This window comes from Streptomyces sp. V4I23, from assembly GCF_030817975.1.
In the GTDB taxonomy this organism is placed as follows: Bacteria; Actinomycetota; Actinomycetes; order Streptomycetales; family Streptomycetaceae; genus Streptomyces.
In genome coordinates, this window is the sequence record NZ_JAUSZW010000004.1 from 1,373,513 (window position 1) to 1,394,480 (window position 20,968).

Below are 20,968 nucleotides of genomic sequence, written 5' to 3' on the forward strand. Positions count from 1 at the left end.
GCGTGGTGCCTGGTCGTACGGGTGGTGCCGGTGGTGCCTGGTCGTGCGGACCGGTCCGGAGATCGGGCCGGTGGATCAGGTGGATCAGGCGGGTGAGAACAGGTGGTCGCTGATGAGCCGGGCCGCGCCGATCACTCCCGCCGTCGGCCCCAACTCCCCGAGCACGATGGGCAGGTTGCCCGTGGCCAGCGGCAGCGACTGCCGGTAGACCTGGGTGCGCACACTGGCCAGCAGCGTGTGCCCGAGACCGGTCACCCCGCCTCCGATCACCACGAGGCCGGGGTTGAAGAAGCTGACCAGCCCGGCGATGACCTGGCCGACCCGGTTGCCTCCCTGACGGATCAGGTCGAGGGCCTTGGCGTCGCCGGCCGCCGCGGCAGCGGAGACGTCCGCGGCCGTCAGCCGCCCGGCCGCCTCCAGCCGGGCGGCGAGCTCGGGCGAGAGTCCGGCGCGCGCGGCGTCCTCGGCGTCGCGGGCGAGCGCGGCGCCGCTGAAGTGCGCCTCCAGACAGCCCTTGTTGCCGCAGACGCACGCCCTGCCGTCCGGCTCGACCTGGATGTGTCCGATGTCCCCCGCGCTGCCGGTCGTACCGCGGTAGACCTCGCCGCCGACGACGATGCCGCAGCCGATGCCGGTGCCGATCTTGACGCAGAGGAAGTCGCCGACCGACCGGGCGACGCCCGCGTGCTGCTCCCCCATGGCCATCAGGTTCACGTCGTTGTCGACCATGACCGGGCAGCCGAGGTCCTGGCTGAGCGCCTCACGGACCGGGAAGCCGTCCCAGCCCGGCATGATCGGCGGCGCGACGGGGACGCCCTCGGGGAAGCGGACCGGTCCGGGCACTCCGATGCCCGCTCCGTCGAAGCCCTCGGCGAGTCCGGAGGCCTTGAGCTTGTCCGCCATCGACAGCACCTGCTCGAAGACGGCGACGGGTCCTTCGCGTACGTCCATGGGGTGGTTGAGATGCCCCAGGACCTCCAGCTCCGCGTTGGTGACGGCGACGTCGATCGAGGTGGCGCCGATGTCGACGCCGAGGAAGCGCAGGGCGGGCGCGAGCCGGATGTTGTGGGAGCGGCGGCCGCCCCTGGAGGCGGCGAGTCCGTCCGCGACCACGAGCCCGGTCTCCAGCAGCCGGTCCACCTCGACGGCGAGCTTGGACCGGGACAGGTCCACCTGGTCGACCAGCTGTGCCCGGGAGTTGGGCCCGCCGTCACGCAGCAGCCGAAGCAGCCGCGCCTGGTGCGCGTTCGCGGGTCGAGCCGTCATGCGCCTCACGTACCCCTCCCCTCCCCTGGCCCTCGGCCTCAGCCCTTGCGGCGCGGGGAACCCGGGTCTTCCGTCTGCTTTCGAGGGGAACGTAGCAGCGCTTTGCCCAAGTGGGAAGAACTTGGGCACAGTTCTGGCGCAACTTTCTCCTCGCTCGGGACAAAGGTCGCCACGCGTTGTGCAACACCGTGGAGAAAACGTCTCCTTTCCACGCGTGAAGACCTGGAATACCTCCCGCGACCCCGACTACGCGACCGAGAAGGCCAACGTCGGGCACCTCTACGCGATCGCCGACGGCGACGTCATACCCGCGGAAGACGAAGAGGATCGCCGCGTGCCCATCGCGCACTGTCAGTCCACCGAGGGAGAGCTGGTCGATGCTGTCGAACTCGTCGTCCTGGACGCGGTTACGGGCCACGGGGCCCTGGGCCCCCGTACGGCGGCGAAGTTGCGGTTCGGCGCCTCCGGTCCACACTGCTCGGGGTCAGCGCCGTGCTCGGCCAGCAGTGCTCGGCCTTGCCTTCATAGCGGCGGTGAAGCCGACGGCAGCCGGCGATCCGGGACACGGTTCGCTCCGCCACCCAGCGGTGTCGGCCAAGCCGCTGCGGGGACTCGATGCGCTTGCGGGCGATGCGGTGCCGTATGCCGCGCTTGCGCAGCCGGCGGCGCAGGTGGTCGTAGTCGTAGCCCTCGTTGGCATGGAGCTTGGCCGGGCGCCGACGTCGGGGCGGTGAGGCGCTCGAAAACCGGTGGAGCAGCGCCGCTGTGCGCCATTACCGTGCTGCCGAGCCAAGTCGTCGAGTCAAGGACGTGCCGTTGTACACCCTGTGAGACCTCCCGAGCGCTGATGTGTCGCGCGTCGCGCATGTGCGCCGCGCTCCTTTTTGCTGCGGACTTCTCACTGAAACCGGTGTACTTCTGTGCTCGAAAACTGGGTGGTCGTGCCCACCTGCCTGCCGCTCGTTCGCCGCCGTTGCCACGCGTGCGCGTCCGAGCGCTTCCGGGCAAACGGTAAATTCCGTGTCAACGCCAACCACAAGCTCATCGACGCCTGGCTCCTCGCACTCTGTACCGCTTGCGGGGAAACTGCAAAGCTCACGGTCCTGGAGCGGATGAACGTGCGCTCCGTACGACCTGAGCTGCTGGACCGGCTGCATGACAACGCCCCTGGCCTGACAGCTGAGTTGCTCCAGGACCCGGTCGTGCAGCGCCGCAATCGCATCGCCCTCGACTGGGACAACGCCTGGCGCCTCGACACCGGCGGATCGGATCACCTGGACCGCGAGGTGATCGACGTCTCGGTCCGCTTTGCGGCGCGGATCCCTATCCGGCCGGTGCGACTGATCGCTGAAGGTTGCGGTCTTTCGCGGGCCGAGGTCGAGAGACTGATCACGGAGGGGAAACTCGTTTCGGCAGTCCGGCTGAGCGGCAAGCTCTCCGGCGACTTCACCTTCACGCTCAAGCGCTGAGCCCTCCTCGGGACCACGGGCCTGTCCGGCATGATCCGCCGGACAGGCCCCGGTCTAGGCCTGTTCCCGCTGGTGGTAGGTCGTGCGGGTGTGCTCCGTGTGCTCCCGCATGATCTCCGTGGCGCGCTGTTCGTCGCGCGCCGAGATGGCCGCGATCAGGCTGCGGTGCTCGATCCACGACTGGCGGCCGCGCTGGCGCGCCACGGGCGTGTAGTACCAGCGGACGCGGCGGTCGACCTGTGCGGCCAGCTCGGCGAGGACGCTGTTGCCCGCGAGCTCCATCACCTTGGCGTGGAACGCGGCGTTGGTGGCGACCGCCTGGTCGACGTCGTCGTCCGCGACGGCCTGCTCGCCCCTGGCGCACAGGGCTTCGAGCGCTTCGATGCCCGCGGTACCGGAGTTGGCCGCGGCGAGGCGGGCGGCCTCGGCCTCCAGCAGGGTGCGCACCGACAGCAACTGGTCGGCCTCGGCCTCGGTCGGCTCGTGGACGAACGCGCCCTGGGCCGGACGCAGGTCGACCCAGCCCTCGGTGTCGAGACGCTGGAGCGCCTCGCGCACGGGCTGGCGGGAGACGCCGAGGTGGCCGGCGAGTTCGCTCTCGACCAGGTGCTGGCCGGGGCGCAGGGCCCGGGTCGTGATCAGTTCGAGAAGCGCCTCGTACACGCGCTCGCGCAGCGGGCCCGGTCGTTCCAGCTTGGGCACGGTTCCCTGGGGCAGTCCTGCGGACAACATCACGGTCCCCCTCGAGGCCGACAGCAACGGCGAAGCGACGCGGATTGGCTATCGTCTACAGTCTACCGAGCGCAATGGCGCCCGCACCGAGGTCCGCGTCACTCCACCGCACTCCGTCACCAGGGCAGCCGGCTCACAGGAACGGTTCGAGGCGGTCCAGGAAGACCCGCTGCGACGCGACCAGCTTCTCGCGTCCGGTCCCGACGCCGAACCACTCGGCCCGGTCGATCTCCGGGAACTCCTGCTGGACGCCCGACCCCCGCGGCCATTCCATGGTGAAGGTGCCCGGCACGACGAGGGACGTGTCGAGGTCGCCCTCCATCGCCCACACCGTGACGACCTTGCCGTTCGACTGCCGTGTCTCGCCGAGGGGAATCCAGTCGCCGACGGGCGGCTGGAGTCCCAGTTCCTCCTCGAACTCCCGCCGCGCGGCGGCCATCGGGTCCTCGTCCGGGGTGTACTCGCCCTTGGGGATCGACCAGGCCGCGTCGTCGCGGGACGCCCAGAACGGGCCGCCCATGTGACCGAGCAGGACCTGGACCCGGGCGTCCCGCCGCCTGTAGAGCAGGAGTCCGGCACTTCGCTTCGTCGCCATGCCGCCCAGTGTGACGGCGCGCGCTCAGGGGCAGCGGATGACCTGGCCCGCGTACGACAGGTTTCCGCCGAAGCCGAAGAGGAGGACCGGGTCGCCGGAGGTGATCTCGCCGCGCTCGACGAGCTTGGACAGGGCCATCGGGATGGAGGCCGCGGAGGTGTTGCCCGACTCCACGACGTCGCGGGCGACGACCGCGTTGACCGCGCCGATCCGCTGGGCGACGGGCTCGATGATCCGCAGGTTGGCCTGGTGCAGGACGACGGCGGCCAGTTCCTCGGGCGCGACACCGGCCCGCTCGCAGACCTTGCGGGCGATGGGCGGGAGCTGCGTGGTGGCCCACCGGTAGACGGCCTGCCCCTCCTGCGCGAAGCGCGGCGGGGTGCCCTCGATGCGTACGGCATGCCCCATCTCGGGGACGGAACCCCACAGGACCGGGCCTATTCCGGCGTCCTGGCCGGGACGGACGGCTTCGACGACCGCGGCGCCGGCGCCGTCGCCCACGAGCACGCAGGTGGTGCGGTCGGTCCAGTCGGTGATGTCGGCCATCTTGTCGGCGCCGATGACCAGGGCCCGGGTGGCGGCTCCCGCGCGCACCGTGTGGTCCGCGGTGGCGAGCGCGTGGGTGAAGCCCGCGCAGACGACGTTGAGGTCCATCACCGCGGGCGAGCCCATGCCCAGCCGCGCCGCCACGCGTGCGGCCGTGTTGGGTGAGCGGTCGACGGCCGTGGAGGTGGCGACCAGCACGAGGTCGATGTCGTCCGGGGTGAGCCCGGCCGAGGCCAGGGCCTTGGCGCCGGCGTGCGCGGCCAGCTCGTCGACGGGCTCGTCGGGGCCCGCGACATGCCGGGTCTCGATGCCCACGCGGCTGCGGATCCACTCGTCGCTGGTGTCGACGAGGGCCGCCAGGTCGTCGTTGGTGAGCACCTTCGCGGGCTGGTAGTGCCCGACGGCGACGACACGTGAGCCGGTCATGGATGGTTCCCCCTCGGGACGATGCCAGGTGCATCCCCAGTGTTGGCGGCTACCCACCGGTACGACGGCAGCTGATCCGACAAGCTTCACCGGCCGGACTTTGGAGCTTCTCCAACGGAACCCCGCGGTTGCCGGGCACGGGCCTCGACTACCCTCAAAGGAATACTGTAGACAATATTCTGTCGACTCGCGCTCATCACAGTCCGCCCTCGCTCGGTCGCCTCACCGAACGGAGAGCCCCGTGAAAGTCGCAGTTGTCGGCGCCGGTGCCATCGGCGCATATGTCGGGGCCGCGCTCCATCGCGCCGGTGCCGACGTCCACCTCATCGCCCGCGGCGCGCACCTGGCGGCCATGCGCCGGGACGGCGTCCGTGTACTCAGCCCGCGCGGCGACTTCACCGCGCGCCCCCACGCCACCGACGACCCGGCCCGGGTCGGCCCCGTCGACTACGTCTTCCTCGGCCTCAAGGCCAACTCGTACGCCGCGTCCGGTCCCCTGGTCCATCCGCTGCTGCACGGCAAGACGGCGGTGATCGCCGCGCAGAACGGCATCCCCTGGTGGTACTTCCACGGTCTGCCCGGCCCTACACCGGCCGCCGCATCGAGAGCGTCGACCCCGGTGGCGCGGTCAGCGCGACGCTGCCGCCGGAGCGCGCCGTCGGCTGCGTCGTCTACGCGGCCACCGAGCTCGAAGCGCCCGGAGTCGTACGGCACCTCGAGGGGACCCGGTTCTCCATCGGCGAGCCGGACACGAGCGTGTCGCAGCGCTGCCTCGACTTCAGCGAGGCGATGGTCGCGGGCGCTCTGAAGTGCCCCGTCGAACCCGACCTGCGCAGCGACATCTGGATCAAGCTGCTCGGCAACATCTCCTTCAACCCGATCAGCGCGCTCTCCCGGGCCACCATGGCGCAGATCTGCCGGCACCGGGACACCAAGGCGCTGGTCGAGACGATGATGCGCGAGACGCTCGCCGTCGCGGCCGCCGTCGGCTGCCGTCCCGAGATCTCCGTCGAGCGGCGCCTCGCCGGCGCCGAGCGCGTCGGGGACCACAAGACGTCCACCCTCCAGGACCTGGAGAAGGGCAAGCCGCTCGAACTGGACGTCCTCCTCGCGGCCGTCGTCGAACTGGCCGCGCTGACCGGCACCCCCGTGCCGAAGCTGTGCGCCGTGCACGCACTCGCCGATCTGCTCGCATCGACCACGACCCCCTCCACAGGGAGCGCAGCATGAAGAAGAAGCCGCAGAAGCGGTATCCGAGGCTCACCCATCCTCTGGTGCGCGGCGAGGACGGCCTGCTGCGCAGGGCGAGCTGGGACGAGGCGGACCACCACGGTGTGCGCGTACTGCGGCGTCGGCTGCAACCTGACGCTGCACGTGCAGGACAATGAGATCGTCAAGGTCACCTCGCCGCACGACAACCCGGTGACCCACGGCAACCTCTGCATCAAGGGCCGTTTCGGCTACCAACACGTACAGAATCGGGTCTGATCTCATGGGACGGGTCACCGAGCGCCGCCGCACCATCCGCATCCGGGACGGGGCGGTGTCCTCGCGCCCCGACACGCTGGTGGCGGAGGAGCCGCTGGAGATCCGGCTCAACGGCAGGCCCCTGGCGATCACCATGCGCACTCCGGGCGACGACTTCGCGCTGGCGGCCGGGTTCCTGGTCAGCGAGGGGGTGCTCGGGGCGGCCGAGGAGCTCCAGTCGATCGTGTACTGCGCGGGGGCGCAGGCCGACGGTTCGAACACCTACAACGTGGTGGACGTGAAACTCGCGCCCGGCGTCGCCGTTCCCGACATCACGCTGGAGCGCAACGTCTACACGACGTCGTCCTGCGGGCTGTGCGGCAAGGCGAGCCTGGACGCCGTCCGGACGACCGCCCGGTTCCCGATCGCCGACACTCCCCCGGTCCGCGTCGAGCCCTCGCTGCTCGCCGGCCTCCCCGACCGGCTGCGCGCGGCGCAGCAGGTCTTCGACCGGACGGGGGGCCTGCACGCGGCGGCACTGTTCTCGCCCGAGGGCGAGCTGCTGGACATACGGGAGGACGTGGGCCGGCACAACGCCGTCGACAAGCTCGTCGGCCGCGCTCTCCGGGACGACCGGCTGCCGCTGTCCCGGTCGATCCTCCTCGTGTCCGGGCGGGCGTCGTTCGAGCTGGCGCAGAAGGCGGTGATGGCGGGCATCCCCATGCTCGCGGCCGTCTCCGCGCCGTCGTCGCTCGCGGTGGACCTGGCGGCCGAGACGGGCCTGACACTGGTCGGCTTCCTGCGCGGCGCCAACATGAACGTGTACGCGGGCGACGAGCGCATCGCCCTGGGCACCGGGGTCTGAGCGCCCCGCGGCACGGGACAGCGACCCGGCCGGCGGGGAGCGCCCCCTGCGCCGGCCGGGTCCTTCCGTCGCGTGCGGCGACGGCTGCACGGACAGACCTCCAGGCGGTTCCGGCCGCCGCCCACGAAACGATCGACGAATCGACCGAGAGACGACCCCGGCCGATCTGCGGGAATAGCGGTGGGTGACCGCTCCGGATGCGCAGGCCCGGGGGCATTGCTTCGCTGAGGTGGTCCGCTCTCCCCCAGATCAAGGAGCGATCATGAGCGTTTCAGGTGACCCCGGCCGCCGTTCCGAGCAGATGCGCCAGAAGGTGCAGGACCTGCAAGAGGCCGCGGAGCGCGCGACCGACCCGGACGAGCGCCGCCAGCTGCAGGACCAGGCCCGCAGGCTCCGCGCGCAGAGCAAGCAGGCCGACCTCCGGGGCGACGAGGACATCACCCCCATGTGACGACGCGAACCGGCGGCAGGTCCCTGGCGTCCACGCGCACCTCTCGGGACCGCCGGTCGTCGGATCACGGTGCGGACCGCGTTCATGCTGCACCCGCCCGCGACCGACCGTGGCAACGGCGGCCCTCCTCCCCGGCCGGGGAGGAGGGCCGCCTCGGCGTCCGACGTGCACGTCGCGCGCCCCACACACCCAGGTCAAACCCGGCACGACGCCCTCCTACGACCACCAGCTGAGCCTGCCCGTGGTGTCCCGTATCACGAGGGCCCCGTCGACACGGTCATGCTGGACAACGCCGGCCACTACCCCGTTGAAGAGCCTGGCCTGCAACAAATGCAGGACGCCATCGCGGACTTCGTCACCGAGCACACCACGTGACCGAGCCGGCCCGAGCCGCCTCGAGCTCGGCGGGGTGCCGAGCACGTGGTGCGCGAAGCCGTCCCGCTCCTCCAGCACACCCGATTCGTCCTCCCGAAGACGGCCGGCACGGCCGTGCGCGGGCCCGGCCCGGACTGATGATCCCGGGCCGGGCCCCATGCGTCCGCCGATCAGTCGAACGCGGCGTCGAACATGCCGGACTCGTAGGAACCTCCCTGCTCGTCAAGCCCGGCTCTAGCGGCCGGCCCGGCGGCGGGCGTCCGAAGGCGGCGGGATCATCTGGAGCGTCAGGGTCGCCGGCGGCTCGGCCATGCCGGGGCCGCCGGCCTCGGCCCACGCGATCACGTCGTCGGTGGCGTCGTCGTCGAGGGCCCAGCCGATCCAGGCGGCACGGGCTCCGCGGCGGCGGCCTTCGGTGGAGGGCTGCACGACGATGACGTTCGCCTGGCCGCAGGGGCCGAGGCAGTCGCTGGTGCGCACGGCGAGACGCCCACCGGACGCGTCGGCCGCGCCGCGCAGACGGGCGAGTTGGCCGGCGTGGTCGGTCCCGGGATTCTTGCGGGCGTCGCCGCAGCAGCACCCCCGGCAGACGACGAGGGTGCAGGGGCGGGCGCCGAAGGGTCGTATCGCGAACGTCGTCACCGGCTGATCTTCCCAGGCGCACGGCAGGGCCGCGGCAAGAGGGGCCGGACTCGGCCATCAGGACGATCAGCGCCTGGTTCGAGCGGCAGGAGGCGGCGCACGGTCCCTCGCTGGTCAGGAGCCGCTCATCGGTGCTGCAGTGCGGCGGGCGCGGACGCCCCAGGGCGCGGGGCGGAGGCGGCGAGGGCCCCACCGCGTGCGCGGCGCTTCGCGATCACCGCGCACACCATCAGCTGCAGCTGGTGGAACAGCATCAGCGGCAGCACGGCCAGGCTCGCCTGCGCGCCGAACAGCACCGCCGCCATCGGCAGGCCCGCCGCCAGGCTCTTCTTCGATCCCGCGAACTGGATCGCGATCCGGTCCGCCCGGCCGAAGCCGAGCCGCTTCGCGCCGAACCACGTCAGCGTCAGCATCAGTGCGAGCAGCAGCGCCTCGATCGCGAGGAGGCCGCCGAGCCGGGCCGGGGTCACCTGGTGCCAGACCCCCGCGACCATGCCCTCGCTGAAGGCCGTGTAGACGACCAGCAGGATCGAGCCGCGGTCGACGTATCCGAGCACCTGCCTGTGCCGGGCGAGGAAGCGGCCCACCCAGCGGCTGAGCAACTGGCCCGCCACGAACGGAACGAGCAGTTGCAGCACGATCCGCAGCAGCGAGTCCGCGGAGAAGCCGCCCGCGTTGCCGCCCAGCAGCAGAGCCGCCAGGAGCGGTGTGAGCACGATGCCGGCGAGGCTGGAGAACGAGCCGGCGCAGATCGCCGCCGGCACGTTGCCGCGGGCCATCGACGTGAAGGCGATGGACGACTGGATCGTGGAGGGCACGAGGCACAGGAACAGCAGTCCGTTCGCCAGCTCGGGCGTCAGGACGAGCGGTTCGAGCCCGCGCGCGGCGAGACCCAGCAGCGGGAAGACCACGAACGTCGCGGCGAGCACGGTCACGTGCAGCCGCCAGTGCCGCAGCCCGTCGAGCGTCTCGCGGGTCGACAGCCGGGCGCCGTAGAGGAAGAAGAGCAGGGCCACCGCCACGGTGGACGCGCCGCCCGCCACGTCGGCCACGGTGCCCGAGGCGGGCAGCAGTGCGGCCAGCGCCACGGTCCCCAGCAGGGCGAGGATGTACGGGTCGATCGGCAGCCAGGACGGCAGGCGCGGGGTACGGCGGCGGTTCATGAGCTCCACTTGCTCTCGGATCAGGACGTGCCCTCTCCATGGTCCTGTGCGGCGAGGCGATCGGGAATCCCGTACACCACTCTGACTGCCATCGCGTTTCGTGATGAGCGGCGCTACCGTGGGAGGCGTGTACGACCCGACGCAGCTGCGCACCTTCCTGGCCGTCGTGCAGACGCTGAACTTCACGCAGGCCGCCCGTCGCCTCGGGCTGCGGCAGTCGACGGTGAGCCAGCACGTGCGCCGGCTGGAGGACGCGACCGGCCGGCCGCTGTTCGCCCGGGACACGCACACCGTCGAACTCACGGAGGACGGCGAGGCGATGCTCGGCTTCGCGCGGACGATCCTCCAGGCGCACGAGCGCGCCGCGGCGTACTTCACCGGCACCCGGCTGCGCGGCCGGCTGCGGTTCGGGGCCTCCGAGGACTTCGTGCTGACGCGGCTCCCGGAGATCCTGGAGTCGTTCCGCCGCGACCATCCCGAGGTCGACCTGGAGCTGACGGTGGAGCTGTCCGGGACGCTCCACAGACGCCTGGAGGCGGGCCGCCTCGACCTGGTGCTCGCCAAGCGCGGGCCGGGCGCCTCGCACGGGGAGCTGGTCTGGCGCGACCGCATGGTCTGGATCGCGGCCAAGGGCGTACGCCCGGATCCCGAGCGGCCCCTTCCGCTGATCCTGTTTCCGCCGCCCGCGGTCACCCGGGCCCGCGCGCTCGACGTGCTGGAGCGGGAGGGCCGTTCCTGGCGGATCGCGTGCACGAGCGGCAGCCTCAGCGGCCTGGTGGCCGCGGCCCGCGCCGGGCTCGGCGTGATGGCGCACACGCGCGGGCTCATCCCGCCGGGTCTGGTCGCCGTCCCGGACCGGTCGGGGCTGCCCGATCTCGGCACGGTCGACTTCGTCCTGCTCCAGGGGCGGCGACGGCCCGCGGCGCAGGAGGCGGCGTCGGCCCTCGCCGACGCGCTCCTGGCGGCGGGCGACCGGTTGCACGGCCCGGCACCCCGCTGAGCCGACAGCACAGCCGCGGGCCTGCCCGGGCCGGAGCGTCCCCCACCAGGTGTGGACCAATGTCGGCGCCCGGTAGAGCGTCGGTGATCACCGCGTACAGATTCGGTGGAGATTCCGGCCCGCCGTACTTACTCTGAGGTCAGAATTGTCCTCGACCGACCGCCCCAGCCACCCGGCTGCGCCGCTGACCTGTGCCGATGACCTTCGTCTTCCCTCCACGCAGCCCCTCCCGCCCGGGGTAACGGTGGGGTACGGTCACGGCGCTGTGCGGAGCGCCACAAGGAGCAGGCCATTGCGCGAGTTCACTGTCCCACCCCTGGCCGCGGCGCCTCAGGTCGGCGGACTGGCGGACGCGGTCTTCGACCATGCCCAGGACGATCCGGACCGCGTGGCACTCGCCCGCAAGGACGACCAGGGCCGGTGGCAGGACGTCACGTCGGCGCAGTTCCGCGACGAGGTGCTGGCGCTGGCCAAGGGACTGCTCGCGCACGGCGTCCGCTTCGGCGACCGCGTCGCCCTCATGTCTCGCACCCGCTACGAGTGGACCCTCTTCGACTTCGCGCTGTGGACGGTCGGCGCGCACTCCGTGCCCGTGTATCCCACGTCCTCCGCCGAGCAGGTCTACTGGATGCTGCACGACTCCGAGGTCTCGGCCTGCATGGTGGAGCACGAGGACCACGCGATGACCATCGGCTCGGTGATCGCCCGCCTGCCGCAGCTGAAGCGGCTGTGGCAGCTCGACGCCGGAGCCGTGGCCGAACTGTTCGAGGCCGGGGCGCACATCGACGACGACGTGGTGCACCGCCACCGCCGGGCCGTCACCCCGGACTCGATCGCGACGATCATCTACACCTCGGGCACGACGGGCCGTCCCAAGGGCTGTGTGATCACACACTCCAACTTCATGTTCGAGTCCGACACCATGGTCGGCCGCTGGGAGCCGGTGTTCCACTCCCGGCCGGGGGACGAGGCCGCGACGCTGCTGTTCCTGCCCCTGTCCCACGTCTTCGGCCGCATGGTCGAGGTCGCCGCGATCCGGGGCCGCGTCAAGCTCGGCCACCAGCCGGTGCTGCAGGCGAGCGCGCTGCTGCCCGATCTTGCCTCGCTGCGCCCGACGTTCATCCTCGCCGTTCCCTACATCTTCGAGAAGGTCTTCAACGCCGCCCGCCGCAAGGCGGAGACCGAGGGCCGGGCGGGAGCGTTCGACAAGGCCGTCGAGGTGGCCGTGAAGTACGCGGAGGCCCTGGAGCACCGGGCGTTCGGACTCGGTCCCGGTCCCTCGGCGGGCCTGCGCGTCCAGCACCAGCTGTTCGAGAAGCTCGTGTACGCGAAGGTGCGCGCCGCGATGGGCGGCCGGGTCCGCCACGCGATGTCCGGCGGCTCGGGCATGGACCGCCGCCTCGGGCTGTTCTTCGCCGGTGCCGGCGTCACGATCTACGAGGGCTACGGGCTGACCGAGTCCACCGCGGCGGCCACCGCCAACCCGCCCGAGCGCACCCGCTACGGCACGGTCGGCCAGCCGATCCCGGGCACCACCGTGCACATCGCGGAGGACGGCGAGATCTGGCTGCACGGCGGCCACATCTTCTCCGGCTATCTGAACGACCCGAAGGCCACGGACGCCGTGCTGCACGACGAGTGGCTGGCCACGGGCGACCTCGGCGCACTCGACGAGGACGGCTACCTGACGATCACCGGCCGGAAGAAGGAGATCCTGGTGACGTCCGGCGGCAAGAGCGTTTCGCCCGCCGCCCTGGAGGAACGGGTGCGCGCGCATCCGCTGGTGGCCCAGTGCCTCGTCGTCGGCAACGACCGCCCGTACATCGCCGCCCTCGTCACCGTCGACCCGGAGGCCGTCGACCACTGGCTGACGATCCAGGGCAAGGCGTTGCTGCCGCCGGCGGAACTGGTGCGCGACCCGGATCTGGAGATGGAGATCCGGCGCGCGGTGGTGGCCGCGAACACCCTCGTGTCGAAGTCCGAGTCGATCCGTACGTTCCGGATACTCGCCCACCCCTTCAGCGAGGAGCACGGTCTGCTGACGCCTTCCCTCAAGCTGAAGCGGAAGGCGATCGAGAACGCGTACGCGGCCGAGGTGGACGCCCTGTACCAGTGACGTCCGCCGCCGCCCAGGTGGCGGGCGCGGGCACGGTGGACGTACGGGGCAGGGCCCGGACCGCGCGGGCGGGCGGGCGGGCGGGCGGTCAACGAGGTCCGCGCGCCGGTACCGCCGCCGCATCGAGCCGGACCGTCCCTGGGAATGCGTCCCCGGATGTGATCGTTGACCCTGTGAGTACCGACCGACGACGTAAGGATCGACCGCTCGTGAGCAAGGTCCCCTCCCTCACCCTCAACAACGGTGTCGCCATGCCGCAGCTCGGCTTCGGTGTCTGGCAGGTGCCCGACGACGAGGCGGCGCAGGCCGTCACGGCGGCCCTGGAGGCCGGCTACCGCAGCATCGACACCGCCGCGGTGTACAAGAACGAGGCGGGCACGGGCAAGGCTGTCGCCGAGTCCGGCATCGCCCGCGAGGAGCTCTTCGTCACCACCAAGCTGTGGAACAGCGAGCAGGGCTACGACGCGACGCTGCGCGCGTTCGACGCCTCCCTCGACAGGCTCGGCCTCGACTACGTCGACCTGTACCTCATCCACTGGCCGGTGCCGGCCAAGGACGCCTACGTGGACACCTACCGCGCCTTCGAGAAGATCCACGCGGAGGGGCGCGCCAAGGCCATCGGCGTCTCCAACTTCCTTCCGGAGCACCTGGAGCGGCTGATCGGCGAGACCTCGGTCGTCCCGGCCGTCAACCAGATCGAACTGCACCCGCAGCTTCAGCAGTCGGCGTCCCGCGAGGCGCATGCCCGCCACGGCATCGCGACCGAGGCGTGGTCCCCGCTCGGCCAGGGCAAGGGCCTGCTGGAGGTGCCCACGGTCGTCGCGGTCGCCCAGAAGCACGGGCGCACCCCCGCCCAGGTGGTGCTGCGCTGGCACCTCCAGCTCGGCAACGTGGTCATCCCCAAGTCCGTCACGCCGTCCCGGATCCGGGAGAACATCGACGTGTTCGGCTTCGAGCTGGACGCGGACGACCTGGCCGCCTTCGCCGCGCTCGACGAGGGCAAGCGACTCGGCCCGGACCCGGCGGAGTTCAACCTCGCCTGAGCCACGCCCTGTTCGGCTCCGACGATCCGGCGCAGCCGCGGGCACGTGGCTGCGCCGTCGTCGTGTCCGGACGCTGTCAGTGCCCCGGTGCGAGGAGGGTGCCGATCGTCGGGGAGAGGGACAGTGAGCGGGCCGCGACGCGTGGGCGTCCGGTGCGTTCGCGGCCGGGCACCCGGTCACGGCTCGGGGCCCCGCGACACTCGCACATGGAGTGATCAGGAACGCAAGGAGACGGGCGACCACTGCCCCTCTCCCGGGCCGAGGCGCAGAGGCTGATGTGTCGGGTGCCGGACGACGGGAAGCAGGTGATCATGCGCTTCCTCGATGACGCCCGTCGCCTCGACCGCCGGCTGACCCGCCGGGCCGCCTCCTGGGACTCGCCCTGGGCCAGGCAGGTGCTTCCGGCAGTGGAGTCCGCGGCCCAGGGAACCAAACTGTGGTGGGCAGCCGCGCTGACCATGGCCACCGCCGGAGGGCGCACCCAGCGCAAGGCTGCGGCGGCGGGGGTACTGAGCATGCTCACTGCGCAAGTCATGTCGAATGCGGTGTGCAAGCAGCTGTACGAGCGGCGCAGGCCGCCCGAGCAGATGATCCCGCATGACGACGTCGAAGACCGGCCGGACAGCTCTTCCTTCCCCTCCGGGCACACCGCCGCCGCCGTGGGCTTCACCGCCGCGGTGGCCACCACTTCGCCGTGGTGGGCAGCCGCGACCGCCGTCCCCACGGCGATGGTGGCCCTCGAGCGCGTCCATACCGGAGCGCACTACCCCAGTGACATCGCGGCCGGCGCCGCCATCGGTCTGGCCGGCGCCCTGTTGGTCCACCGCGCACCCCGCCTGCTGCTCCGCAGCCTGTTGTAGCGCGTCGGCAAAAGGCCCTTCTGCACTGCCGCCTCGCGGACGTCAGGCCTCCAGGCCGGCTGCCTTACGGGACCGCTCGTCCCAGACGGGTTCCACGAAGCTGAAGAGGGGGCCGTGACCCTTGCGGTAGACCATCAGGGTCCGCTCGAAGGTGATGACGATGACGCCGTCCTGGTTGAAGCCGATGGTGCGGACGGTGATGATGCCGACGTCAGAGCGGCTCGCCGATTCGCGGGTACTGAGAACCCCGGACTGCGAGTAGAGGGTGTCGCCTTCGAAGACAGGGTTGGGCAGCCTCACTCGATCCCAGCCCAGGTTGGCCATCACGTGCTGGGAGATGTCGGTGACGCTCTGACCAGTGACCAGGGCCAGCGTGAAGGTCGAATCCACAAGGGGTTTGCCCCACTGGGTGCCGGCCGAGTAGTGGCGGTCGAAGTGCAGGCAGCGGGGATCTCGCCCGGGGGTACGACCGAACGGTGCGCGGCATGTCGAGCCACTTCGTGTGGCTCAACCGCGGCAAGGAGAGCGTGCAGCTCGACGTCCGCTCACCCGAGGGCAACCGACAACTGCACGCCCTGGTCGACCGAGCCGATGTACTGGTCCAAAACCTCGCTCCGGGAGCTGCCGCCCGGTTGGGCATCGGCCATCAGGCTCTTGGGCTGAGCCACCCTCGATTGATCACCTGCGACATCTCCGGCTACGGCAGTAGCGGTGGCTTCCGCGACCGCAAGGCCTACGACCTGCTCGTCCAGAGCGAGGCCGGGCTGCTCTCCATCACCGGTACTCCCGACACCCCCGCCAAGGTGGGACTGTCCATCGCCGACATCTGCGCCGGCATGTACGCATACTCCGGCATCCTCACCGCACTGCTGAAGCTTGCGCGAACCGGAAAGGGCTCTCAGCTGGAGATCTCCGGCAGAGCTTCATTGGGCAGAACGGGTCGTTCAGGCAGCCACCGGAGCCGACGGCGCCGCGGTCCGGGTGGACGGCCAAATGATCGACCTGCCGCGCCTGCAATGGGCTCGCGCACTGCTGTCCTTGGATGAGCCGGAGCCGGCTCCTGGCCGGTGAGGCCACCTGGACGAGACCGTTTCCCAGGAGTAGGTACAGCCCCGAGAAGCATGCAGGACCGCGAGCCGCAGCTCGGCGCGATCGTGGCGGTCTTGTCGCGTACAAGGCGGCAAGGCCGTGCCAGAGGCTGCGGGTGCGGGGAGCGGCCGGAAAGGCCGAGCCCCCGCGGACCCGAACGGGACCATCCCCGCGGGTGCGGGGAGTCACGGGCGCAAGGACGTGGCCGTGGTGGTCGGCCAGGGACCATCCCCGCGGGAGGCCGCAGACCGGTACCGCAGCCGATGTCGAGCAGGGTGCGGGCGCTCGGCGGGACGAGCCCGAGGACGGCGGCGGCTGCGGCCTCGGCGCGCGGTACGCCGCCGCGCGTGGCGTCGTGGGCGGCGGCCTCACGGTCGTAGTCGAGCATGCCAGGGCGTCAGTTCGCGCCGTGCCCGGGGGCGATCTCCTCGACGCGCTCGGCGAGGGCGAAGTCCCGTTCGGTGAGGGCGTTCACGTCGTGGGAGTGCACGGTCAGGGCCAGGGTGTTGTAGCCGAGCGTGAGGTCGGAGTGGTGGTTCAGCTCCTCCTGGATCTGTGCGATGTGCACGACCATGGCGGTCGCGGCGAAGTGCGAGGAGAGGCGGTAGGAGCGGGCGATGCGGTCGCCTTCGAGCGACCAGCCGGGAAGTTCCCGCAGACGGTCTTCGATCTCCTTCTGCGACAGCGGCTCGGTGGGCATGACCGTGATCCTTCCGGAGGGGGCGACGGACGGGGACACCATAGATCCGATGCCCCGTAATTCGGATGCCTGCACCGGGACGCGCTGTGTACGTTCCACCGAGTGGAACCTTTGACCGACAAACAGATCCGCGCGTCCTTCGTCAACTGCACGAAGGGCGAGGCGTCGCGGATGCGCCTGCCCGCGGACTTCTCCGAACTGCCCTGGGACGACCTCGACTTTCTCGGCTGGGTGGACCCGGGAGCGCCGCTGAAGGCGCACATGGTGCTGCCGCGCGAGGACGGGCTGGTCGGCATCACCCTGCGCATCCCGTCCACCGGCCGCACGAGCGCGATGAAGTCGAGCATGTGCCATGCGTGTCTCACCGGGCACGCGTCCTCGGGGGTGACGCTGTTCGCCGCGCCGCTGGCCGGTGCGGCCGGACGCGAGGGCAACACGGTGGGTACGTACCTCTGCGCGGACCTGGCCTGTTCGCTGTACGTGCGGGGGAAGAAGCAGCCGAAGCTGCGGCACGGGCGGTACGAGGAGAGTCTGACGCTCGAGGAGCAGATCGCGCGCACGACGCAGAATCTGTCCGCGTTCGCGGACAAGGTGCTCGGCGTGCGCTGAGGGTCACCGCCCTGCGGCCGAGAGGACCTGTTCGATGGTGTCGGCCTCGTCCGCGCTCTTGTCGGGCCGGTGGCGCAGCACGCGGGCGAACCGCAGCGCGACACCGGCCGGGTAGCGGGGCGAGCGCTGCAACCCGTCGTAGGCGACCTCGACGACGAGCTCGGGGCGGACGCGGACGGTGAACCCGTCGTCGTCGACGGCGAGTTCCCGCAGTTTTCCGGTCTGCCAGCGCAACATCTCGTCGGTGAGGCCCTTGAAGGTCTTGCCGAGCATGACGAAGCCGCCGTCCTCGGCGCGCGCGCCGAGGTGGAGGTTGGACAGGAAGCCCCTGCGCCGCCCGTGTCCCCATTCTGCGGCCAGGACGACGAGGTCGAGGGTGTGCACCGGCTTGACCTTCAGCCAGGCGCGGCCCCGGCGGCCGGCGACGTAGGCCGCGTCGAGGGCCTTGACGAGGACGCCCTCGTGGCCGAGGCGCAGGGTCTCGGCGAAGAACGCCTCCGCCGCGGCGACCTGCTCGTGGGAGGCGGGATCGGCGACGACGTGGCGGCGGACGCGCATCGGTTCGGGTACGAGCCGGGCGAGGTGCTCGTGCCGTTCGTCGCCGGGCAGGTCGAGGACGGGTTCGCCGTCGGCGGCGAGGACGTCGAAGTAGACGGGCGACAGCGGCAGTGCGGCGTGCGCGGCCTCCACGTCGAGGCGAGAGCCGACGCGGGAGGCGATGTCCTGGAACGGGAGGGGGCGACCGTCCGGTCCGAGGGCGATGACCTCGCCATCGAGGATGAACCGGTCCCCCGCCATCTCCCGTGCGCTGTATACCACTTCGGGCAGGCGGGCCGTGATGTCGTCGAGGGACCGGGTGTAGACGCGGACGTCGCCCCCGGTGCGGTGCACCTGGACGCGGATGCCGTCGAGCTTCTCCTCGACCGCGCAGCCGGTGCCGAGCGCCGCGACGGCCTCGGTCACGGACTTCGCGGTGTGGGCGAGCATCGGCTGCACCGGGCTGCCCACGCGCAGCCTGAACCGGGAGAGGGCCTCGGGTCCGTCGGCGAGCAGGGCGCGGGCGACCCTCGGCAGCGATCCGTCGAGCATCACGGCGCGGCGTACGTCGGCGGCGGGCGCGCCGGCGGCCTTGGCGACCGCCTCCAGCGCCACGGCGTCGAGGGCTCCCTGACGCACCTCGCCGGTGAGGAGGCGGATCAGGAAGTGCTGCTCCTCGGCCGTGGCGGCGGCCATGAGGGTGCGCACCCGGCTGCGGCGCTCGGCCAGTGCGCCAGGGCCCGCGACCTCGGCGAGCGCGGTGAGGGCGGCGTCCGTCTCGGTGACGGTGAGCCCGGGCGCGGCGGCGGGCGGTACGGGCTCCCTGAGCACGCTCCAGCCGATGCCGATGCGCCCCTGGGGGACGCGTCCGGCGAGGTACGAGATGACGAGGGCGACGTCCTCGGGGCGGGCCTCGGCGAACAGCTCCGCGAGCGCGGCGGTCTTCCGGGAGCGGGCGGACGTGGCGGCGACCTCTCGGGACACGTCGGCGAGTCGGGCGAGAAGCATGCGCCCATGGTGCCTCGCGCGCCCTGCCCTCGCACCCAGGGCTCCGCCCCGGCCCCCGGCCCATGCCGAGGCTCCCCACCCTTGGGCACCGCGCCCTTGTCGGGGCTCCGCCCCGAACCCCGCGCCTCAAACGCCGGCGGGGCTGAGTTCTCCCAGCGCGGCCGGACCCAGCCGCCGGACGCGCGGGCTCGGAGCACCCTCGGCTGTGCCGGACGGCCCCGGAACCACGGGGGCGGCCGTCTCGCCCGGCCGCCCGCTGTATCGCGCGGCGACAACCTGCCCGGAGGCTCCTCCATGGCCGCCAGGCCGCAGGGGGAGCTCCCGGCAGCGCCCGAAGGGCGGTGCGTGCAGGGGGCGCAGCCCCCTCCAGGACAGAGGGCCCATGCCGTCCGGGGCGCAGCCCGGGAGAGCACGGGCCCGGGGCGATGACCCCGAAGCCAATGGCCGGGGGCGAAGCCCCCATGAGGCGCGCCCCTGCCGGGACCACGCAACGGCCGGGTACTGTCTCCCCCTGTGTCGCTCAACTGGCCTACCGTTCCGTCGACTTGACCACTCGACACAAGGACAGAGGCCCATGGGGAACCTCCTGCGCGCCGTCGTGACCGGCGCCGTCGCGGCCGGACTGATCGCCGCCGCTCCCGCTCCCGCCGAGGCGGCCGCACCGGCCGCGGACCCGGGGCAGCTGCCCTACTCCGCCGCCACCTGGGTCGGCGTGCACAACGCCTACGAGAAGGCGAAATACCCGTACTTCGCGGACGCCCTCGACTCCGGCGCCGGCATGCTGGAGATCGACGCCTGGACGAACGCCTTCGGCAGGTCGTGGCGCGTCTCGCACAACAACCCGCTGGGAAACGACAACAACTGCGTGGGGGCCGCGCACGTCGGCGAGCTGCGCACGAAGCCCAGGAACCAGGACCTCGGCGGTTGCCTGGCCGACATGAGGGCCTGGCACGACGCGCACCCCGGGCACCGGCCCGTCCTCGTGAAGATCGAGCTCAAGGACGGCTTCCGGAACAACCTCGGCCGCGGCCCGGACGAGCTGGACGCGCTGCTGACCGCGAAGCTCGGCGACGCGCTGTTCCGGCCGGCCGAGCTGGCCGGCGGGCATCCGGACCTGGACACGGCCGTGCGGGCGAACGGCTGGCCGGCCCGCTCCGCGATGGCCGGCCGGTTCGTCGTCGAGCTCATCCCGGGCACGGTCGAGCAGGGGAATCCTGCCGACTCGCTCTGGACCGACCGCGAGTACGCCGGGCATCTGCGTGACCTCGGGGCGGCGGGCCGCCTCCGCGAGGCGGGCGCCTTCCCGGCGGTGCACAAGGCCGCCGCGGGCGACCCGCGCACCCGGTACGCGGACGCGTCGCTCCGGCCGTGGTTCGTCGTGTTCGACGGTGACGCGAGCACGTACGCGGGCGGCTCGGTCGACACCACCTGGTACGACCGCAACCACTACCTGGTCGTCATGACCGCCGCGCACCAGGTCGCGCCCGCGATCGACGGCACGCGGCCGACCGAGGCGCAGGCACGGGACCGGGTGGCGCTGCTCGCGGGCCGGCACGCGAGCGTGGTGTCGGCCGACTGGTACCCGCTGCCCTCGGTACTGGCGACGGTGACGCCCCGGGGCGCCCGTTAGACGGCCAGAGCTTTACTCGGAGTAACGCACATCACACGAGGGCCTGGGGAACGACGGGAACGCCCGCCGGTGGTTTATCGTTCACCTATAGGTGAGCGCGGCCGGGACGGCGTCCCAGGCCCCCCGCCCTCTGACCGCCCCGGCCGGAAACCCCCGTCCGGCTGGGGCTCCCCTTTCCCTCACGCCCGCGTCGGCGGCTTTCGGCCACCGGCGCACCGCCCGAAAAGCGGACGATCGGACCCGAAGCGCGGAATCAGCGGACCCTACCGGGCAGTCGCCCCTTTTACGGGGAAATGCGATGGCGCAGAGGTCTGGCCATTCGGGCTCCGGAGTTCGAAGGTGGGTGATGCAGGTCACACGCGCCACTGGTGTAGCTCGC

At 71.7% G+C, this 20,968-nt stretch carries 19 protein-coding genes and 4 pseudogenes; 13 read left to right on the top strand and 10 right to left on the bottom strand.

What is annotated here, in order from left to right:
* Positions 1-84: 84 nt before the first annotated feature.
* Entirely contained in the window at positions 85-1,266 is a 1,182-nt protein-coding gene (locus QFZ82_RS08395) for an ROK family transcriptional regulator (RefSeq protein WP_307712544.1), read from the bottom strand.
* Between the two features lie 407 nt (positions 1,267-1,673).
* Positions 1,674-1,988 (bottom strand): annotated as a pseudogene (locus tag QFZ82_RS08405) (IS5/IS1182 family transposase); the annotation flags it as partial.
* A 198-nt stretch (positions 1,989-2,186) separates the two neighbouring features.
* Between QFZ82_RS08405 and QFZ82_RS08410 the strand changes: the two are divergent.
* Positions 2,187-2,735 carry a DUF1062 domain-containing protein gene (locus tag QFZ82_RS08410; RefSeq protein ID WP_307712545.1) on the top strand — a complete coding sequence of 183 codons (549 nt, stop codon included), beginning with the start codon at positions 2,187-2,189 and terminating at the stop codon, positions 2,733-2,735.
* Positions 2,736-2,789: 54 nt separating this feature from the next.
* On the opposite strand, the gene QFZ82_RS08415 is transcribed toward QFZ82_RS08410, so the two are convergent.
* The 3 genes from QFZ82_RS08415 to QFZ82_RS08425 all read right to left on the bottom strand — a co-directional run bounded on the left by QFZ82_RS08415 (position 2,790) and on the right by QFZ82_RS08425 (position 5,034).
* Positions 2,790-3,467, bottom strand: coding sequence for a GntR family transcriptional regulator (locus QFZ82_RS08415; RefSeq protein ID WP_307712546.1), 678 nt, complete (start codon positions 3,465-3,467; stop codon positions 2,790-2,792).
* Between the two features lie 133 nt (positions 3,468-3,600).
* Positions 3,601-4,062: an NUDIX domain-containing protein gene (locus tag QFZ82_RS08420; RefSeq protein WP_307712547.1), complete on the bottom strand. Its 462-nt coding sequence runs from the start codon at positions 4,060-4,062 to the stop codon at positions 3,601-3,603.
* A gap of 24 nt (positions 4,063-4,086) precedes the next feature.
* The gene (locus QFZ82_RS08425; RefSeq protein ID WP_307712548.1) at positions 4,087-5,034 is read right to left on the bottom strand and encodes a beta-ketoacyl-ACP synthase III; all 948 of its coding nucleotides are present in this window, start codon (positions 5,032-5,034) and stop codon (positions 4,087-4,089) included.
* A 241-nt stretch (positions 5,035-5,275) separates the two neighbouring features.
* Here QFZ82_RS08425 and QFZ82_RS08430 point away from each other — a divergent pair.
* The 5 genes and pseudogenes from QFZ82_RS08430 (at position 5,276) to QFZ82_RS08450 (ending at position 7,817) form a co-directional block, all read left to right on the top strand.
* A pseudogene (locus QFZ82_RS08430) lies at positions 5,276-6,264 on the top strand (2-dehydropantoate 2-reductase).
* Entirely contained in the window at positions 6,261-6,422 is a 162-nt protein-coding gene (locus QFZ82_RS08435) for a hypothetical protein (protein WP_307712549.1), read from the top strand. Before QFZ82_RS08430 ends, QFZ82_RS08435 begins: the two are co-directional and overlap by 4 nt.
* Positions 6,358-6,522 (top strand): annotated as a pseudogene (locus QFZ82_RS08440) (Fe-S-binding domain-containing protein); the annotation flags it as partial. The gene QFZ82_RS08435 and the pseudogene QFZ82_RS08440, both read left to right, overlap by 65 nt.
* A gap of 4 nt (positions 6,523-6,526) precedes the next feature.
* Positions 6,527-7,366, top strand: a complete 840-nt coding sequence (fdhD, locus tag QFZ82_RS08445; protein ID WP_307712550.1) for a formate dehydrogenase accessory sulfurtransferase FdhD — start codon at positions 6,527-6,529, stop codon at positions 7,364-7,366.
* Positions 7,367-7,628: 262 nt separating this feature from the next.
* On the top strand, positions 7,629-7,817 hold the full coding sequence (locus QFZ82_RS08450; RefSeq protein ID WP_307712551.1) for a DUF6381 family protein: 189 nt from the start codon (positions 7,629-7,631) through the stop codon (positions 7,815-7,817).
* Between the two features lie 609 nt (positions 7,818-8,426).
* Here QFZ82_RS08450 and QFZ82_RS08455 read toward each other — a convergent pair.
* Entirely contained in the window at positions 8,427-8,834 is a 408-nt protein-coding gene (locus QFZ82_RS08455; RefSeq protein WP_307712552.1) for a (2Fe-2S) ferredoxin domain-containing protein, read from the bottom strand.
* 125 nt (positions 8,835-8,959) lie between these two features.
* Positions 8,960-9,997: a bile acid:sodium symporter family protein gene (locus QFZ82_RS08460; protein ID WP_307712553.1), complete on the bottom strand. Its 1,038-nt coding sequence runs from the start codon at positions 9,995-9,997 to the stop codon at positions 8,960-8,962.
* A gap of 103 nt (positions 9,998-10,100) precedes the next feature.
* Here QFZ82_RS08460 and QFZ82_RS08465 point away from each other — a divergent pair, with 103 nt between their 5' ends.
* The 4 genes from QFZ82_RS08465 to QFZ82_RS08480 all read left to right on the top strand — a co-directional run bounded on the left by QFZ82_RS08465 (position 10,101) and on the right by QFZ82_RS08480 (position 15,016).
* Positions 10,101-10,997, top strand: coding sequence for a LysR family transcriptional regulator (locus QFZ82_RS08465; protein ID WP_373429256.1), 897 nt, complete (start codon positions 10,101-10,103; stop codon positions 10,995-10,997).
* 292 nt (positions 10,998-11,289) lie between these two features.
* Positions 11,290-13,113, top strand: coding sequence for a long-chain fatty acid--CoA ligase (locus QFZ82_RS08470; protein WP_307712554.1), 1,824 nt, complete (start codon positions 11,290-11,292; stop codon positions 13,111-13,113).
* A gap of 209 nt (positions 13,114-13,322) precedes the next feature.
* The gene (locus QFZ82_RS08475) at positions 13,323-14,156 is read left to right on the top strand and encodes an aldo/keto reductase (protein WP_307712555.1); all 834 of its coding nucleotides are present in this window, start codon (positions 13,323-13,325) and stop codon (positions 14,154-14,156) included.
* A gap of 311 nt (positions 14,157-14,467) precedes the next feature.
* Positions 14,468-15,016 (top strand): phosphatase PAP2 family protein, encoded by a 549-nt coding sequence (locus QFZ82_RS08480; RefSeq protein ID WP_307712556.1) that lies wholly within the window; start codon positions 14,468-14,470, stop codon positions 15,014-15,016.
* A gap of 42 nt (positions 15,017-15,058) precedes the next feature.
* Here the strand turns inward: QFZ82_RS08480 and QFZ82_RS08485 are convergent, their stop codons facing one another.
* Positions 15,059-15,457, bottom strand: coding sequence for a MaoC family dehydratase (locus QFZ82_RS08485; RefSeq protein WP_373429406.1), 399 nt, complete (start codon positions 15,455-15,457; stop codon positions 15,059-15,061).
* Between QFZ82_RS08485 and QFZ82_RS08490 the strand changes: the two are divergent.
* Positions 15,457-15,930 (top strand): annotated as a pseudogene (locus QFZ82_RS08490) (CoA transferase); the annotation flags it as partial. The gene QFZ82_RS08485 and the pseudogene QFZ82_RS08490 sit on opposite strands and share 1 nt — an antisense overlap.
* Positions 15,931-16,502: 572 nt before the next feature.
* Here QFZ82_RS08490 and QFZ82_RS08500 read toward each other — a convergent pair.
* Positions 16,503-16,805 carry a 4a-hydroxytetrahydrobiopterin dehydratase gene (locus QFZ82_RS08500; RefSeq protein ID WP_307712557.1) on the bottom strand — a complete coding sequence of 101 codons (303 nt, stop codon included), beginning with the start codon at positions 16,803-16,805 and terminating at the stop codon, positions 16,503-16,505.
* Positions 16,806-16,907: 102 nt separating this feature from the next.
* On the opposite strand from QFZ82_RS08500, the gene QFZ82_RS08505 reads away from it, so the two are divergent.
* A complete protein-coding gene (locus tag QFZ82_RS08505; RefSeq protein WP_307712558.1) occupies positions 16,908-17,414 on the top strand; it encodes an FBP domain-containing protein in 507 nt (168 codons plus the stop codon).
* Positions 17,415-17,417: 3 nt separating this feature from the next.
* Here QFZ82_RS08505 and QFZ82_RS08510 read toward each other — a convergent pair whose 3' ends face one another.
* Positions 17,418-18,959 carry an ATP-dependent DNA ligase gene (locus tag QFZ82_RS08510; RefSeq protein ID WP_307712559.1) on the bottom strand — a complete coding sequence of 514 codons (1,542 nt, stop codon included), beginning with the start codon at positions 18,957-18,959 and terminating at the stop codon, positions 17,418-17,420.
* A 574-nt stretch (positions 18,960-19,533) separates the two neighbouring features.
* On the opposite strand from QFZ82_RS08510, the gene QFZ82_RS08515 reads away from it, so the two are divergent.
* On the top strand, positions 19,534-20,589 hold the full coding sequence (locus tag QFZ82_RS08515) for a phosphatidylinositol-specific phospholipase C domain-containing protein (RefSeq protein WP_307712560.1): 1,056 nt from the start codon (positions 19,534-19,536) through the stop codon (positions 20,587-20,589).
* The last annotated feature ends 379 nt before the right edge of the window (positions 20,590-20,968 follow it).